Origin of the sequence: Tenacibaculum piscium (assembly GCF_021390755.1) — a bacterium.
GTDB lineage: Bacteria > Bacteroidota > Bacteroidia > Flavobacteriales > Flavobacteriaceae > Polaribacter > Polaribacter piscius.
Genome location: NZ_JAJGWR010000009.1, coordinates 16,957 through 33,499 on the forward strand (window position 1 = coordinate 16,957; position 16,543 = coordinate 33,499).

Below are 16,543 nucleotides of genomic sequence, written 5' to 3' on the forward strand. Positions count from 1 at the left end.
CGTTTATAAAAAATTGCTAAATTAGTGCTTAACTAAAAGTTCGTTGCGTTTTTATGTACTTCTGATTTTCCGTTGGAAAATCCTCGCACACAAAACCGCAACTTTCCATAAACAAACTCGTTATTACAAATTTACACACCTGTAGATAGTTCGCTTTTAAAAGGTAGAATTTTTGAAAAAGTATTTTTAGTTGTTTCAGGATTTTATTTGGGAGGAGCTTTAATTGCAGGATGGAAAACATTAACTTATATCACTCCTAATATTTTTCTCTTTTTACCTCTTGTTGGTTGGTTAATCTATTTTATCGTAAAATTTTTACTTTCTATAACTGTTGGATTGGTAATGTTTCCTGTTCGATTACTTAGAAATTTCAGAAAGATACATCTTCTAAACAGAACGTAAAATCAACCCTTAAAACCGCCAAACAACGCCAAAAGGTTTACTAAATAAAATTGAACATAGTTAATTGATAATTTTAAAAATTATCAATTAATAACTATGGGGTTTTCAAAAAAAGAGCATCTTCAAAATAATATAGAGGCTATTAAAATTGTCTTAATACTCGAAAAAACACAACGACAAGCCAATACAAAAGAACTTGAAGTATTACAAAAATATGTAGGTTTTGGCGGATTAAAATGTGTACTCCATCCCGCTAATTCATTTAGTGATATGGTACACTGGTCTAATTCTGAAATAAACTTATTTCCATTAGTTAGTGAACTCCATAGAACTTTACAAAAAAATACTACTGATGAAAAAACATACAAACGCTATATAAATAGCATCAGAAGTAGTGTACTTACAGCCTTTTATACTCCAAACGAACTCGTGCAAAAATTAGGACAAACGCTAAAAGACAATGATATTACTATTAATCGTTTTTTAGACCCATCCGCAGGTATGGGGGTATTTTTATCTGCATTGGGAAATAATAATGCTGTAGCCTTTGAAAAGGATTTACTTACTGCAAAAATGTTGCAATACACGCATCCAAATATTACGGTAAATGCCCAAGGATTTGAAACGATAGACAAACGATTTCATAATTATTTTGATGTGGTAAGTAGCAATATTCCATTTGGAGATATTAGTATTTTTGACTCCGATTTTTCAAAAAGTAAGGATACAATTCGTGTGCAAGCCTCTAAAAGCATCCATAATTATTTCTTTTTAAAATCTGTGGACACACTTCGGGAAGGTGGATTGTTAGCGTTCATTACTTCGCAAGGTGTTTTAAATAGTGGTAGAAACGAACCTATCCGTAAAAAACTGTTAGAAAACACGCATCTAGTATCCGCCATTAGATTACCCAATAATTTATTTGTAGATAATGCAGGAACAGAAGTAGGAAGTGATTTTATTTTACTTCAAAAAGACAATAAAAAGCAAACATTATCAGCAATCGAACAAGGATTTATTGAAAGCTACAAAACAGAAAAAGGCATCTCAAACAGTCGTTTGTTTCAATCGTTTGATACTATTGTTGCGAACAACAGTTTTATAGATACCGACCCGTATGGGCAACCTGCTATTATTCATTTACACACCGAAGGTATTGTTAAAATTGCCGAAGATTTTGCTTCCATTTTACAAAAGGATATAAAAGCGAATTTTAATAAAAATCTGTATTTGCAAGAATCTCAAAAACAACAAAAAACACTTTTTACAAATATAAAACCTCGAAAAGAACCAATTAACAATCAAGAAGAATCGATTGTAACTTTGTACGATTTATTCAATTTTACAGAGGAAGAACGCAATCCAAATTACAAAACCAAAAAAGCAACACGAACCAAAAACCAAAAATCAGAAGTTACCTCTAAAAGGGTAGAAAAACCACCTAAAATTTCAGAAGAACCAACACCTTTTTTAGATGAAATTTTACCACATTACAAAGAAGGCTGTTTGGTACGTTTTGAAAATAAGTTGGGTTATTTAAAATCATTTCCACAAAATCCAACCTTTCACCCTTTGTATGTAAACTCATTACAACAAAAAGAAATGGAAAGGTATATTCCTCTACGAGATACTTATTTTGAGTTGTATCAAAAAGAATTAAAAACTCAAACTGAGCACCCAAAACTACGAGAACAACTCAATCAATATTACGATATTTTTACAAAAGAAAACGGATATTTAAACAGTAACAGCTCCATAAAATTGCTAAAAATGGATGCGATTGGTAATGAGATTTTATACTTGGAACGTAGTCAAGGAGAAACTTTTCGTAAAGCCGATATTTTTCATTGCCCTGTTGCATTCAATCCGAATGAAGTTACTGAAGTTGAAACCCCTAATGAAGCATTAAGTGCTTCGCTTAACACCTTTTCAAAGGTAGATATTCCCTATATGCAAGAAATTAGTGGGTTTTCAGAATTGGAATTAAAAACAACACTAAAAGGGCGAATATTTTATCATCCGTTAGAAAAAGAATATCAAGTTACAGACCAATTTCTTGCAGGAAATGTTATTGAAAAAGCAAAACAACTAGAGACCTATGTAAATGAAAATGCGAATGATACCCAAGCAAAAGATTCCTTAAAAGCATTGCGAGACGTTTTTCCTCGGCGTATTGAATTTGAAGAATTAGACTTTAATCTTGGCGAACGTTGGATTCCCACAGGCATATACAGTCGTTTTGCTTCACATTTATTAGATACCGATGTTAGTATTCATTATTCGCCTAATGGCGATGAATTTTCAGTGAATTGCAAGCGTAAAAATGCAACCATTTGGGATAAATACAATGTAAAAAGCGAAAGCCGAAACTATGATGGTATCGCTTTGTTTAAACACGCCTTGGTAAATACTACACCAAAAATCACTAAGAAAATAACCGTTGATGAAAAGGAAGTCAAAATTTCAGATAGTGAAGCTATCCAACTAGCAAATAGTAAAATTGATGAAATAAGAAGCGAGTTTATAGATTGGTTACAGGTACAAAATCCTGAATTTAATGAACGTTTGACCGATTTATACAACACTATGTTTAACTGTTTTGTACGCCCTAATTATGATGGTAGCCATCAAACTTTTCCAGAATTGGATAGAAAAAGATTAGGTATTGATGATTTATACGATAGTCAAAAAGATGTTGTTTGGATGATTAAAAATAACGGTGGAGCAATTTGTGACCACGAAGTAGGTGCAGGCAAAACCTTGGTTATGTGTTGTGCTTCCTATGAATTAAAACGATTAGGATTAGTAAATAAACCTATGATTATCGGATTGAAAGCCAATGTACACGAAATAGCAGAAACCTACAGAAATGCCTATCCAAATGCTAAGATTTTATATCCTGGAAAGCAAGATTTCACACCTAATAAACGTCAGCGTATTTTTGGAGCTATTAAAAATAATGATTGGGATGCTATTATTTTAACTCACGATCAATTTGGAAGAATTCCACAGTCTGCTGAAGTACAACAAGAAATTCTACAAGCAGAATTAGATAGTGTAGAAACAAATTTATGGCTTTTAGAAAAACAAGGCGAAGAAGTATCAAGAGGTATGATACGAGGGATGTATAAGCGCAAAGAAAATTTAGAGGTAAAACTAAAATCATTAGCCTATGATATTGAACAACGAAAAGATGATATGATGGATTTTAAAACAATGGGGATTGACCATTTGTTTGTAGATGAAAGTCATAAATTTAAAAATTTGATATTCAATACACGTCACGATCGAGTGGCAGGATTGGGTAATTCACAAGGTAGTCAGCGTGCATTGAATTTATTGTTTGCCATTAGAACCATTCAACAACGTACAGGCAAAGATTTAGGAGCTACTTTTTTATCAGGTACCACCATTTCTAATTCCTTGACGGAATTGTATTTATTGTTTAAATATTTACGTCCGAAAGCTCTTGAAAAACAACATATTTATTGCTTTGATGCGTGGTCGGCTATTTATGCGAAAAAAACAACGGATTATGAGTTTTCAGTAATCAATAGTATTGTACAAAAAGAACGTTTTCGATATTTTATTAAAGTTCCAGAATTGGCACAGTTCTATTCAGAAATAACAGATTATAGAACAGCAAAAGATATTGGAATTGACCGACCCGAAAAAAATGAAATATTGTATACTATTCCACCAACCCCCGAACAGGAAGATTTCATACATAGATTAATGCAGTTTGCTAAAACAGGAGATGCAACATTATTAGGAAGAGCACCACTTTCGCAAAAAGAAGAAAAAGCTAAAATGTTAATCGCTACCAATTATGCACGAAAAATGTCGCTCGATATGCGATTGATTTCACAAGAGTATAGCGATCATATTGATAATAAAGCATCGCATTGTGCGAAAAAAATTAGTGAGTATTATTACAAATTTCAAGCACAAAAAGGAACACAATTTGTGTTTTCAGATTTAGGAACATACAAGCCCAATATCTGGACACCATATTCAGAAATTAAACGAAAATTGGTAGAAGATTATCAGATTCCTCCAAATGAAGTTCGGTTTATTCAAGAAGCTAAAAATTTACGTACTCGAAAGGACTTTATAAAGCAAATGAACGAAGGAAAAATACGGGTATTATTTGGTTCTACGGAAATGTTAGGTACAGGCGTAAATGCTCAAAAAAGAGCTGTTGCCATTCATCATTTAGATACGCCTTGGCGACCCAGTGATTTGGCACAGCGTGATGGTAGAGCGGTAAGAAAAGGGAATGAAATTGCGAAACATTTTGCAGATAATAAAGTAGATGTCATTATTTATGCTGTAGAAAAATCATTGGATAGCTATAAATTCAATTTGCTACACAACAAGCAACTATTTATAGACCAATTAAAGAAAAATAGTCTTGGAAAACGAACCATTGACGAGGGTAGTATGGACGAAAAATCGGGAATGAATTTCTCTGAATATGTAGCCATTTTATCTGGTAATACCGATCTGTTAGAAAAAACGAAATTAGAAAAGATAATCACCGCTTTAGAAAGTGAACGGAAGGCATTTCATAGTTCTAAATGGAGTTCTAAAAACAAATTGAAAAATCTTACCAACTTGGTAGTGCTTGGTAAAGAAAGAATTACAGCATTGGCTTCCGACCAGCAACAGTTTTTAACGAATCTTCAAAAGGATAAAGAAGGAACTATTTTAAACCCCATTACGTTAAAAGATTTTAATTTTACCGATATAGAGGCTATTGGTAAGCAATTAAACAAGCTATCAAAAGAAATGAATACTAGAGGAGAATATCGTAGTATTGGTAGTTTATATGGCTTTCATTTACTTGTAAAAACCGAAGCTTCTATGAAAGATGGATTTGATTTTATACAAAACCGTTTTTTTGTACTAGGTAGTGGCGATATAAAATACACATACAACAACGGACTGATGGCTTCTGACCTTAAATTAGCTTCCTCTAATTTTTTAAATGCATTGTATAAAATTCCATCATTGTTAGAAAAAGAGCAGCAGAAGTTACGAGAAAATGAGGTGCAAATCCCTATACTTACCCAAGTAGTGGATTCTGAGTGGCGTAAAGAACCTAATTTAAAAGAATTAAAATCGGAATTAGAGGTATTGGAACGGAAAATTCAAGCTGAAATAACGCTTGATGTTGAGGTAGAGGGCTTGAAAGAGGATAACGATTTAAGTTGCAGTAATGTTAATGAGTACATAGATATTAAAAATGAGAGATATAAAATATGAAATAATTGAGGTTAGTAGTTGATTTTGGTTTAACCCGCATTATGCAATAGAATGATCAAAAGGAGGGCTAGTATTTTTGATTTGGGAGAAAATACCGTCTAACCAAGGTCTTCTTTTGGCATGTAATGAGATTTTCAATACCTTTTTATTGGCATGATTTATCCTCCAAGCTCCAAATGCAAAGCAATAGACTTTTAAAGTTTTTAAGGTTGATTTATTGTGTTGATTTAAAGTGAAATATCTAAATAAACTCATCAAGTTGTAGGCTATCATTATGAATATAAAAGAGGCTTCTGTAGCCCAAAAGTCTTTCAAACAGAAGTTTTCTAACCCAAAGTCTTGTTTTGGTTCTTTGATTCTATTTTCACAGTCAGCATGAGTGTTATAAATGTTCCAAACTTGATCTAAAGGCAAGTCTAAATTTGTAACATAGCAACTATATCGATAGCCAGGTATGTTTTCAAAAAGCATTTTACCTCCTGCTTTAGGTCGTGTTTCAACTTGTTTTCTAACAATGATATATCTTTTTAGTTTTCCATTTTCATGTTTAAATTTGATCTGGTTTAATTTAATGCCTTTAGCTAATTGAACCCATTCTTGTAAGCCTCCTATTGTATTTTTTATAGTAGGGTACATTCTCATAGCCATGATGTAGTTGAGCTTTTCACTTTCTAAATAACTCATTAATTCTTCGATGTAAAAACCACTATCAGCACGTACTAAACCAACTTTTTTATCTTTTAGAACCTCATTAAAGGTTTCTTACATAAATGCCTTACAACCAATACTGTCTGCTGTGTTTCCTGGTCTGAATCAAGCATTAGCTACCATTTTGGTTTGATTTACAAACACCATTAGTTGATGATGAGAATTACGACTTTTCTTGTTGGTATTGTAGCCTTTTGCACTTCCTTGTTGCTCTCCATAACGTGTTATTACAGTACTACCAAAGTCAATAGTAATGTTATCTACATTAATTTGATCAAAAAATCAATGTTGTAATTTTGGGAAGACTTCTATATTTATTTTTTGTGAAAATTTACCAAAAAAACGACTATAGGTGCTTTGTGATGGCATCTAATCCCAACAAAAAATCGATTTCAAAATCTTGTCATATCCAAGCCAATCACAATGAATATAGCGTGAGGCTTCTGTCCAAATACTAAGCCAAAAGGACTCTACAATATGATTAGGAGAATAACCTCTATTTGAATCTGGTTGTGGTAAATTTAATTCATAAAAAAAACTCGAATACCTGTTTTGTCTATAAACTTTTTCATTAAACTCAAAGATAATATTATTAGAGTATTATCTCTAATAAGTAAATCCTATAGAATAATCACGGTTTAATTATGTAATTTCATTCTCTATGAAATTCGTTTCTGCTAATATTTATTTCTAATAATTCTTCATGGGTTACTTTCATCTATTGAAATTCTATACATAAAACCAAACTTCTTATATGTAATAAACTTTTGTTTAGATTCTCGTTTAATTAGGTTTTCTGTAGATATAAAGATTTTATCTATTTCGTTAGACCTTAAAGGTCTATTTGTATAAGGTTTTATATATATATGAAACTAGAATTTTGAAAAATTAGCTCTTTAGTAAGAGTGGTTTTTCCTACACCTGATACCTCCATAATAGGTGTAAATAGCTTAATAAACCACTCTATGGACTGGAAGTCCATAATTTTAGTTTGCAGACTAAAAGTCTGCTTCGTGAAATCAGTTAAGTATAGTCAATCAAATTGATTACTTCAATTAGTTTTATGAAATAGAAACTAAAGTAACTGCAATGAAATTGTAGGGTTTTAACCTTTAACTAGACAATAAAAGTCTTAAATCGAGAAAAGTTACTCAAACAGAACCATCCTGATTCTCCGTTTATCCATTTGTGGTGTTTATAGGTGTGTTTCTAGAGTATTTAAAATTCCTATATTTGTATAAATATTAAGAGTAAAAACCATTATAAATTTATGAGTTCTTTCCGAAGAAAATATATGAACGGTACTTTGTTATCTAAGTCAAAAATTGTGGCAATTCCTTTTGCTGGCGGTAATAAATATAGTTTTAATAAAATAGAACAACATATATCATCTGATTTTGAATGGATCACGCTAGAGCTACCGGGGAGAGGGGAGAGGTTTAAAGAGCCTTTATTAAATAATATTCCTGACATGGTTGATGATTTGTATGTCAGTATACATCAGCATATAATTAAAGGTGATTATGTGCTTTTTGGTCATAGTATGGGATCTCTTCTAGGTTATGAGCTTATAAAGAAGATTCGTAAGAATGGTTTGAAATTACCCTTTTGTGCATTTTTTCTTGGAAGAGGTGGACCGAAGCATAATCGTTTTACGAATAAGAAATCAACTTTACCTCAAGAGTTATTTTGGGAAGAGATTAGTAAGATTGGAGGTGTGCCTAAAGATTTTTTTAACCAAAAAGACTTATTGGAGATTTTCTATCCAGTTTTAAAGAATGATTTCAGAGCGATTGAAAATTATAGTTATTCAAAAATGAAAAGACCCTTCTCGATTCCCATGAATATAATGATGGGAGAAGATGAAATAGGAGAAGAAGAGAAGACTTCAATAAAAGAGATGAAAGATTGGGTAAATGAGACGAGTGCTACTTGCAATTTTGAAATCGTAAAAGGAAATCATTTTTTTATTCATGAAAATTCAGAGATGATAGCTCAAAAAATTATGAAGGCTTTTGATGTTTCTTATACTTAATTTTTTTTAAGTATAAATAAAATAACTTTCCTTAACATCTCAAAATGTTAATTAGTTAATTAACATTTTTCTTTAATAAAATTTTACACAAATCGATTTTAAGTCCTACCTTTGCAAAACTTAAAGAAAATTCTTCATGTTAGTATTAATTAAGAAAATTTTGTACTCTTCCAAATTAATGGCCATTTTGTTTCTTCTCTTTGCTACTGCAATGGGAATTGCCACATTCATTGAGAATGATTATGGCACTCAAACTGCTAAAAAAATAATTTACAACGCATGGTGGTTTGAAGCAATCATGATCTTTTTTGTAATTAATTTCTTTGGAAATATATTCAAATATCGGTTGTATAAAAAAGAAAAATGGTCTGTTTTCTTATTTCACATTTCTTTTCTTTTCATCTTAATAGGTGCTGGAATTACTCGTTATGTAAGTTCTGAAGGGATAATGCCGATTATTGAAGGTGAATCAAGTAATAAAATGTTCTCTGATGCAATTTACTTTGATGTGATGACTGATGATGGGAAAGATCAAAAACCTTCTAAATCAGATAAGGTTTTATTATCTGCTATAGGGAAACCAAACTATATTTTTACGGACCAATTCAGAGATAAAAAATTCAAATTTAATCTAGTAGAATATATTCCATTTGCCAAAGAAGTATTTGAAGAAAATGAAAATGGAGACACTTATATTCATTTTGTAGAATCAACTTCAGGATCTCGCCATGATCATTATATAAAGAAAGGTACAAGCCAATTAATCCATAATATTTTAGTAGGTTACGATAATGTCAATAATAATTCAATAGATATTATTGCAGATGGTGATGCTTTAAAATTAAAATCAGTCCATGAAGGAACTTATTTGCGTATGGCTGACCAATTCACTGGAACGATCGCAAAAGATTCTATTCAAAATCTACAATTGCTTTCTCTACATCAGTTGGCTGGATTGAGTTTTGTAATCCCAAAACCTGCTATTAAAGGAACGTTTACAACTGTAACAGGAGAACGTGAAGAAAATCCTATTGACAAACTCACATTTGACGTGACCGTAGGTGACGAGACAAAGCAACTCGTTGTTAATGGAGGCCAATACAATATTGAAAGCCCAGCTGAAATAAGTGTAGGAGGCTTAAGGTTTCGTGTGAATTATGGTTCAAAAGAAATAGAATTACCTTTTTATATAAAACTTCTTGATTTTCAACTGACTAATTATCCAGGATCTCAAAATCCTATATCATATGCAAGTGAGATTACTGTAATTGATCCTAAGGAAACATTTGATTTTAGAATATTTATGAATCACATCCTAAATTATAAAGGCTATAAATTCTTCCAGTCAAGTTATAATATTACGGATGAATATGAAGAAACTCGTTTATCGGTAAATCATGATTTTTGGGGAACTACAATTACTTATATAGGATATGCAATGTTGTTTTTAGGTATGCTTCTATCTTTATTTATTAGAGGGACTCGTTTTTCGGATTTAAGAAGAAACCTCAACAAAATCAAGGCAAAAAAAACAGTATTAACAATCGCATTACTTTTAAGTGTTTCAATTGGTTTTTCTCAACATAAACATCAAGTCTCAGAAGCACAAATTGATTCTATTTTAATAGCCAATCAAGTTGATCCTATTCATGCAGAAAAATTCAGCCGTATTGTAATTCAAGATGCTGGTGGGCGTATGAAACCAGTTAATACATTCGCTTCTGAACTTTTGAGAAAAGTAAGCAAAAAAAATACTTATAAAAGCCTTGATGCAAATCAAGTCTTTCTTTCAATTCAAGAAAACCCAAAATTATGGTTTAGCGTACCTATCATTTATATCAATCCTATCAATACAAAACTTCGAGATATTATTGAGATACCTCACGATCAAAAATATGCTCGTCTTGCAGATTTATTTACTGAGAAAGGTGCTTACAAAATTCAAGATATCCAAGAAAAAGCATTTAAAAAGAAAATCAAAAGTAAGTTTGAACAAAGTGTGATTTCTGTGAGTGAACGTGCTAATTTATTGTATTCAGCAATTGGAGGAGGAATTATGAAAATTTTCCCTGTGCCAAATGACCCAACTTACAAATGGGTTTCTTATCCTGAATTAAGTCAAGTAAAATTTTCAGGAAAAGACTCGGTATTTGTTAAACAAATTTTGCCATACTACTTTCAGACTTTGCAAGAGTCTAAAAAGAATAATGATTATACAGAATCTGAAAAATTACTTGAAGGAATAGAAAAATTCCAGAGAAAATTTGGAGCAGAAGTATTTCCAAAAGGGAATAAAGTTGACTTAGAAATTTACTATAACAAGCATGACATCTTTAAAAATTTATTCTGGCAATACATGTTGGCTGGAGTCTTTATGTTCATCATCATTATCATCAATATTTTTAATAATTCTAAGTTAGTCAGAGTACTTTTAAAAGTAAGTACAATGATCGTTGTTTTATTGTTTACTTACCATACAATAGGTCTTGGAATTCGATGGTATATTTCCGGTCATGTTCCATGGAGTAATGGCTATGAATCTATGATTTATATTGCTTGGGCGACTATGTTATTTGGATTAATTTTTGGAAGAAAATCTACTTTGACAATTGCTGCAACAGCATTTGTCACTTCCATTATTTTATTTTATGCCCATCAAAATTGGATGGATCCTGAAATTGCTAATTTAGTTCCAGTTCTTGACTCGTATTGGGTGCTGATTCATGTTTCAATCATTGTTGCTAGTTACGGACCACTTACGCTAAGTATGATTCTAGGGATGCTTGCTTTATTTCTTATGATTATCACTACTCAAAAAAATAAACCGAAAGTTGACTTAATGATTAAAGAAATTACCATCATTAATGAAATGTCTATGAATGTAGGATTGGTTCTTCTTGTGATTGGAAACTTTCTTGGTGGAATGTGGGCAAATGAAAGTTGGGGGAGATATTGGGGATGGGATCCTAAAGAAACTTGGGCGTTAGTAAGTATCATGTTATATGCATTTATTCTTCACACTCGATTGATTCCTGGATTAAGAGGAAGATTGACTTTTAATATATTTTCAGTTTTTGCTTTTGCATCTGTTTTAATGACCTACCTAGGAGTAAATCATCTATTATCTGGATTGCATTCTTACGCTGCTGGTGAATCTGCAGATGTTCCAATGCAGATATGGACTTGGCTTGGAGTTTCAGTATTATTAAGTGTATTCGCCTATTTTAAGTATCAAAAATATTATAAAAAATAATTTAAACTAATTTCAATATATTTTTTGGTTCATCCAAATCTAATATATGAACTCATCTCTTTCGCTTAATAATTTAGTCTTGTTAGGAAGGGTCTAAACCCAATTCAGAGAAAGGCAATTTGATATTAGAGTATAATTTTAAAAAAAAATCATTCTTTTGCTTAAAACTATGGACTTGTAGTCCATAGTGGTTTATTTGTAAAGCTTATAATACTTGTTCCATGAGATTTACGTCACAATTATAAAAATCTATAAAATAATAATTTAGTTTAATTTGTTTATAATTAAATGCAATATGGGAAGAATACAGATTGTCAATTTGCACCTTTTGAATATACCAAGTGTCGTTATCGTAACTTAATTGCTGGTTTTTATAAACTTCAATATCTTCCAATGGAATGGATAAACCCCTTCCTATCGCTTTAACAACCGATTCTTTGGATGTCCAGTAATCATAAAATGTCTTTTCTTTTTTTTCAGAAGAATTGATATGAAATAATTCATTTTTCGTAAAAACTCCAGTAATGGAATTCAAATCAAGTTTTTCTATTTTTTCAATATCAATCCCTAACCTTAAGCCTCTTGACAATGCACATAATACATATTCACCTGAATGAGAAATATTAAAATCTAAATCTAAATCTAAATATGGTTTTCCATATTTATTGTATTTTAATTTCTTTAGACATTTTAATTCTATATCATATAATTTTAAACCTTCTATTAGTAGTAATTTTCCTAGTAAATTTAATTCTCGATCTTTCCAACGTTTGTAGTTTTTGTTTTTTGTTAATAGATTTTTAGGCAAGTTCTTTAGTAAAGCACTATTACGACTAATAGGTCTATCTATTATTTTTGAATAAAATATGTTTACTTCTTTCAAAATTAAAAGTGAATTAAATAACTCTGGCTGGTCTTTTGGGATGCTTTAAAACCGAACGATTATTTCCCAGCATCTCCGTGGGAAAATAAATCAAATAACAAACTGAATTTCAAACAGTCGTTTTCATTTTTTTATTCTTTGGATAAATTAACCAAATAAGATTGTTTAGGACGCGCTGTGCTCTCTTGCCATACCGACAAGTACTTTCCTTTTTCCTTCAAATGGTTCTCTACCATGAGTATATAACATATTATCTAGCAATAGCAAATCATTTTCTAGCCAATCAAAACTTACCTTAGTGTTATTATAAACGTCTCTTATTATGTCCAATACTTCTGGGTCAATTGAAGTTCCGTCACCAAAATAAGTGTTTCTTGGCAGATTGTCTTCTCCTAATATTGCTGTCAAATCTTCTCGTAATTCACTATTCAAATTGCTTATATGGAATAAATGAGCCTGATTAAACCATAATTTATCTTTCGTGTTAGGGTGAACGAGAGTAGCATTATTAATTTGCTTAGTTCTAAGTCCGTTAGGAGTCCATTCCGCCAAAATATTATTGCCCTTACAATAAGCTTCTATTTCACTTCTATTGTTAGTTTGGAAAACTTCTTCCCATGGCAAATCTATAATATTAGAATAGTTTCTAACATACATGATATTCTTTTTTTCAAATTCGTCTCTGATTTCTGCTGGAATTTGATTGTAAGCAATGCGACTATCAGAAATCGGTGTGTTGCCCATCTTCTCTGCTTTGATTTTACATACTAAGCCTATTCGGGAAGGCCATTTATTAGAGTAAGCATTTTCATTATGTTGTGGAATCCATTCTGTGTGATGGTATTCCGTAGCAGTATAAATTTTATTTTTTAATTCTGTGCGAGGTGTTGATCTAAAGGTATAATCAATAAGTTCTCCTCCAAACAATAAGGAGAGAATCGTTCCAAAATCTTCTTCTTTAATATCTTCAAACCCTCTAATGAGAAGCGCGCCAGTTTTCTCTAAATGGGTTTGTACTTCTTCTTTATTTTTTAGTGCCCACTCCAATGGTGATATGTTATGATCTTTAATAGTATAGAGCATATTTATTCCTAGGAAGGATTCTATATTTTTTGTATTCATATTTTTTAATTTTTTGTTGCGTACTTGATATTACTAATTTTTTAACAGGAATGTCAAATTATAAATGCCTTAAAAAGGCATAATTTTATTGAGCCAGATGTTCATCTTGAATTGATTTTACTCTAATTTCATTTTCTAATAAAGATATTATACCCTTTTCAAGTTCGGGTAAATGCCACTCACTCAATTCTTTAGAGATAGATTTGTAAAATAAAATATTCTTTAACAGTGTTGAATAAGCTTCTTTTGTATTTAGAGTAAACATTAAATCATCATTCTTCATCTTTGAATAGTAATTATTTCCCCAATGTTTAATGTTTTTTCCTCTAAAAATTGCAGATTCTTTAGGAGTGTTTATTTGTTCTCTCCATACTAAGACTTCAATGATTATTCGTTTTAAACTATTATCCCTCATCAACACGCCAAAAAGCATATCGTTTTTTTTAATTGTAATGTAAATTTTATAGCAAGTTTGCCAAAATCCATTGTAATTAACCTTAAAATCTGCCACAGTAAATTCCTTACGTGCTAACCTATAGTTTTTAGTTATTTCATTGATTAGTGGATGAATTTTATCATGACCATAAGCAATTTTGTATCCTGAAGATAAATAATTGGAAAACTTTGAAATCTGATTGTCTATTCGTCCTCCTTTTTTAATCAAAAAATTAAAAACCTTAAACTTTTTTAATTGTATGTATTTTTTACATAATAAAAGTAATTTCTTATCTAAAATTGTAATATCAATAGAAAAAAAATTTTTGAACAGTATTGTTACGTTTGTTATCCCCCCCCCTTTTTGAATATAAACCGATAGTACTGGATTTGGAAAGCTAGATAGCCATTCAGTTTTATTTTGATTGCTATATTTTTTTACATCATTAGTAAATAGAAAAAGATCTAAATCTGATAAAGAATCTGAACATTTTTCACGGTCTAAATGGAAAAATGACCCAAAAGTAATAATAGAGTAGATGTCTTTATTAGATTCACCAAATTTTTTTAATATTTGAGCTAAATTATTCATGGAATAGAACTAGTTATATAATATAAATAAGTTTTGCGTAAAAATAATCAAAAATAATCAAAATTAATTATAATTTTCCTACATAATTTTTTTTTTAATCTGTTTTTATAGTAAGTTTGATGTTAGAAAAATTGATTGAGATATAAGTATGGAAATTGCTGATTTAAATTCCTTTTTTAAAAAGAAGTAGTAAACCGTTACAAAATATAATAGTTCTTCTCAGTTTCTCTATTGAATTAAAATAATTTTTAACTCAAGCTAAATTGTATGAAAGAAAAAATGAAGTTGCATCTTTCTCAACAAGATGTATATTATGGGCAAATAATGAACTCACAAAGTTCATTATATAATGTTGGAGGATACGGTAATTTTAAAGGGAAGTTTGATATCTCTAGGTTTGAATCAATTTTAAAAGATTCCTCAAAAGTATTTGATTTTCATAAAATAAAATTTGATTTTAAGGGTGCAGAACCTGCTCAATATATAGTAGACGCTCCCATACCTATATATATTGATAAATTAGATTTTTCATCAACGCAAGAACCTCAAAAAGAAGCCTTAGATTGGATGCAAAATCAATTCAATATAGCTTTTGATCTTGAAAAAGAAAAATTATATCGTATAGCATTGATTAAAGTATCAAAAGATGAATATTATTGCTTCTTTTGTTTTCATCATTTAATCGTTGATGGATATGCATTTGCAATTTATTTTAATTATCTTATAACTGAATATAGAAAACTTTTAGATAACCATAATGAATTTGAAGACCAATATCCTTCTTATGCAGATGCTGTAAAACGAAATCTCGATTATTGGAAGTCTAAGCACTACAGAAAAGACACTGTCTATTGGAAAGAAAAATTTAAAGACATTCCAGATTTAATATTTAGCCATAAGATACAAAAAAATGATAGTGCTCGTTCATTTTTTTTCCCAATTTCTAAATTTGATAGAATACTATTAGAACGTCTAAGTGAACAGACCAAAACTAATGTGTCTCAGCTAACGATTGCTGCCTTATTAGTATATTTTGGAAAAATAACTCAGCAGAAGAGTTTTTGTTTCGGACTTTCGAATCACAAAAGAAGAGGTAGGGAGGAAAGGAAAATAGTTGGAATGTTTACAGGAATACTTCCCTTTAAAGGAGAATTTATTCCAAATCAGCTACTGTCAGATGTTATTTCGAATGTCAAACAAACCCAAAGAAATGATTTTAGACATGGATTGTATCCTATTTCTCATTTAAATAGATCCTTGAGATTACTTTCAAAGAATAGATTACAACTTTTTGATGTTTTAATAAATTATCAACTTCTTCCTTTTACAGATATAACAGATTCTGATTTTAAGGTGCAGATAAAGCAATTAAAGAGCGCCTCACATTTAGGAGTTCCTCTTTTAATCCGTTGGTTTGATTATGGTCAAGAAGCACATTTAGAATTACATATAGATTACCAAGAAGCATATTTTAATGATGTAGAAATAAAATTGTTTGTAAATAGACTGCTTTTTGTTCTAAGGCAATTTGAATCATGTCTGGATAAGCCTATTGAGAATGTTTCAATCCTACCAGATGAAGAGCGCCATGTATTAGAAGGATTCAACAATAGTATTTTTAACGATCCAACGGATAGTACAATAGTTGATATATTTGAGACGCAAGCCTTAAAGACGCCAAATGCTATTGCAGTGGTTAATGAAGGAAGTCATTTAACCTATAAGGAATTAGATAAGAAATCGAATCAACTCGCTCATTATTTAATGGATAAAGGTGTATCTGTAGAAGATATGGTGGGCATTTGCTTGGGTCGTAGTTTGGAGATGATCATTGGTATTCTGGGG

Annotated in this window: 7 protein-coding genes and 1 pseudogene; 4 read left to right on the forward strand and 4 right to left on the reverse strand. The window is 30.8% G+C overall.

Going from position 1 to position 16,543, the window contains the following annotated elements; genetic code table 11:
* The first annotated feature begins 498 nt into the window (after window positions 1-498).
* Window positions 499-5,670, forward strand: coding sequence for an N-6 DNA methylase (locus tag L0U72_RS11000; protein ID WP_233899242.1), 5,172 nt, complete (start codon window positions 499-501; stop codon window positions 5,668-5,670).
* Between the two features lie 39 nt (window positions 5,671-5,709).
* Here L0U72_RS11000 and L0U72_RS11005 read toward each other — a convergent pair.
* A pseudogene (locus tag L0U72_RS11005) lies at window positions 5,710-6,396 on the reverse strand (transposase); the annotation flags it as partial.
* 1,252 nt (window positions 6,397-7,648) lie between these two features.
* Here L0U72_RS11005 and L0U72_RS11010 point away from each other — a divergent pair.
* A complete protein-coding gene (locus L0U72_RS11010) occupies window positions 7,649-8,413 on the forward strand; it encodes a thioesterase II family protein (RefSeq protein ID WP_233899245.1) in 765 nt (254 codons plus the stop codon).
* A gap of 136 nt (window positions 8,414-8,549) precedes the next feature.
* Entirely contained in the window at window positions 8,550-11,666 is a 3,117-nt protein-coding gene (gene ccsA, locus L0U72_RS11015) for a cytochrome c biogenesis protein CcsA (RefSeq protein WP_233899247.1), read from the forward strand.
* 205 nt (window positions 11,667-11,871) lie between these two features.
* On the opposite strand, the gene L0U72_RS11020 is transcribed toward ccsA, so the two are convergent.
* The 3 genes from L0U72_RS11020 to L0U72_RS11030 all read right to left on the reverse strand — a co-directional run bounded on the left by L0U72_RS11020 (window position 11,872) and on the right by L0U72_RS11030 (window position 14,698).
* A complete protein-coding gene (locus L0U72_RS11020) occupies window positions 11,872-12,549 on the reverse strand; it encodes a 4'-phosphopantetheinyl transferase family protein (RefSeq protein WP_233899249.1) in 678 nt (225 codons plus the stop codon).
* Window positions 12,550-12,714: 165 nt separating this feature from the next.
* Window positions 12,715-13,671, reverse strand: a complete 957-nt coding sequence (locus L0U72_RS11025) for a TauD/TfdA family dioxygenase (protein ID WP_233899251.1) — start codon at window positions 13,669-13,671, stop codon at window positions 12,715-12,717.
* Window positions 13,672-13,756: 85 nt separating this feature from the next.
* Window positions 13,757-14,698: an aminoglycoside 6-adenylyltransferase gene (locus tag L0U72_RS11030; protein ID WP_233899253.1), complete on the reverse strand. Its 942-nt coding sequence runs from the start codon at window positions 14,696-14,698 to the stop codon at window positions 13,757-13,759.
* 267 nt (window positions 14,699-14,965) lie between these two features.
* Between L0U72_RS11030 and L0U72_RS11035 the strand changes: the two genes are divergently transcribed.
* A partial coding sequence (locus tag L0U72_RS11035; RefSeq protein WP_233899255.1) for a condensation domain-containing protein occupies window positions 14,966-16,543 on the forward strand: 1,578 nt, incomplete at its 3' end.

Bases quoted from the DNA above. Each gene is read 5' to 3' on its own strand.
- L0U72_RS11030 (WP_233899253.1), bottom strand. From the start codon at position 14,698: ATGAATAATTTAGCTCAAATATTAAAAAAATTTGGTGAATCTAATAAA.
- L0U72_RS11025 (WP_233899251.1), bottom strand. From the start codon at position 13,671: ATGAATACAAAAAATATAGAATCCTTCCTAGGAATAAATATGCTCTAT.
- ccsA (WP_233899247.1), top strand. From the start codon at position 8,550: ATGTTAGTATTAATTAAGAAAATTTTGTACTCTTCCAAATTAATGGCC.
- L0U72_RS11000 (WP_233899242.1), top strand. From the start codon at position 499: ATGGGGTTTTCAAAAAAAGAGCATCTTCAAAATAATATAGAGGCTATT.
- L0U72_RS11010 (WP_233899245.1), top strand. From the start codon at position 7,649: ATGAGTTCTTTCCGAAGAAAATATATGAACGGTACTTTGTTATCTAAG.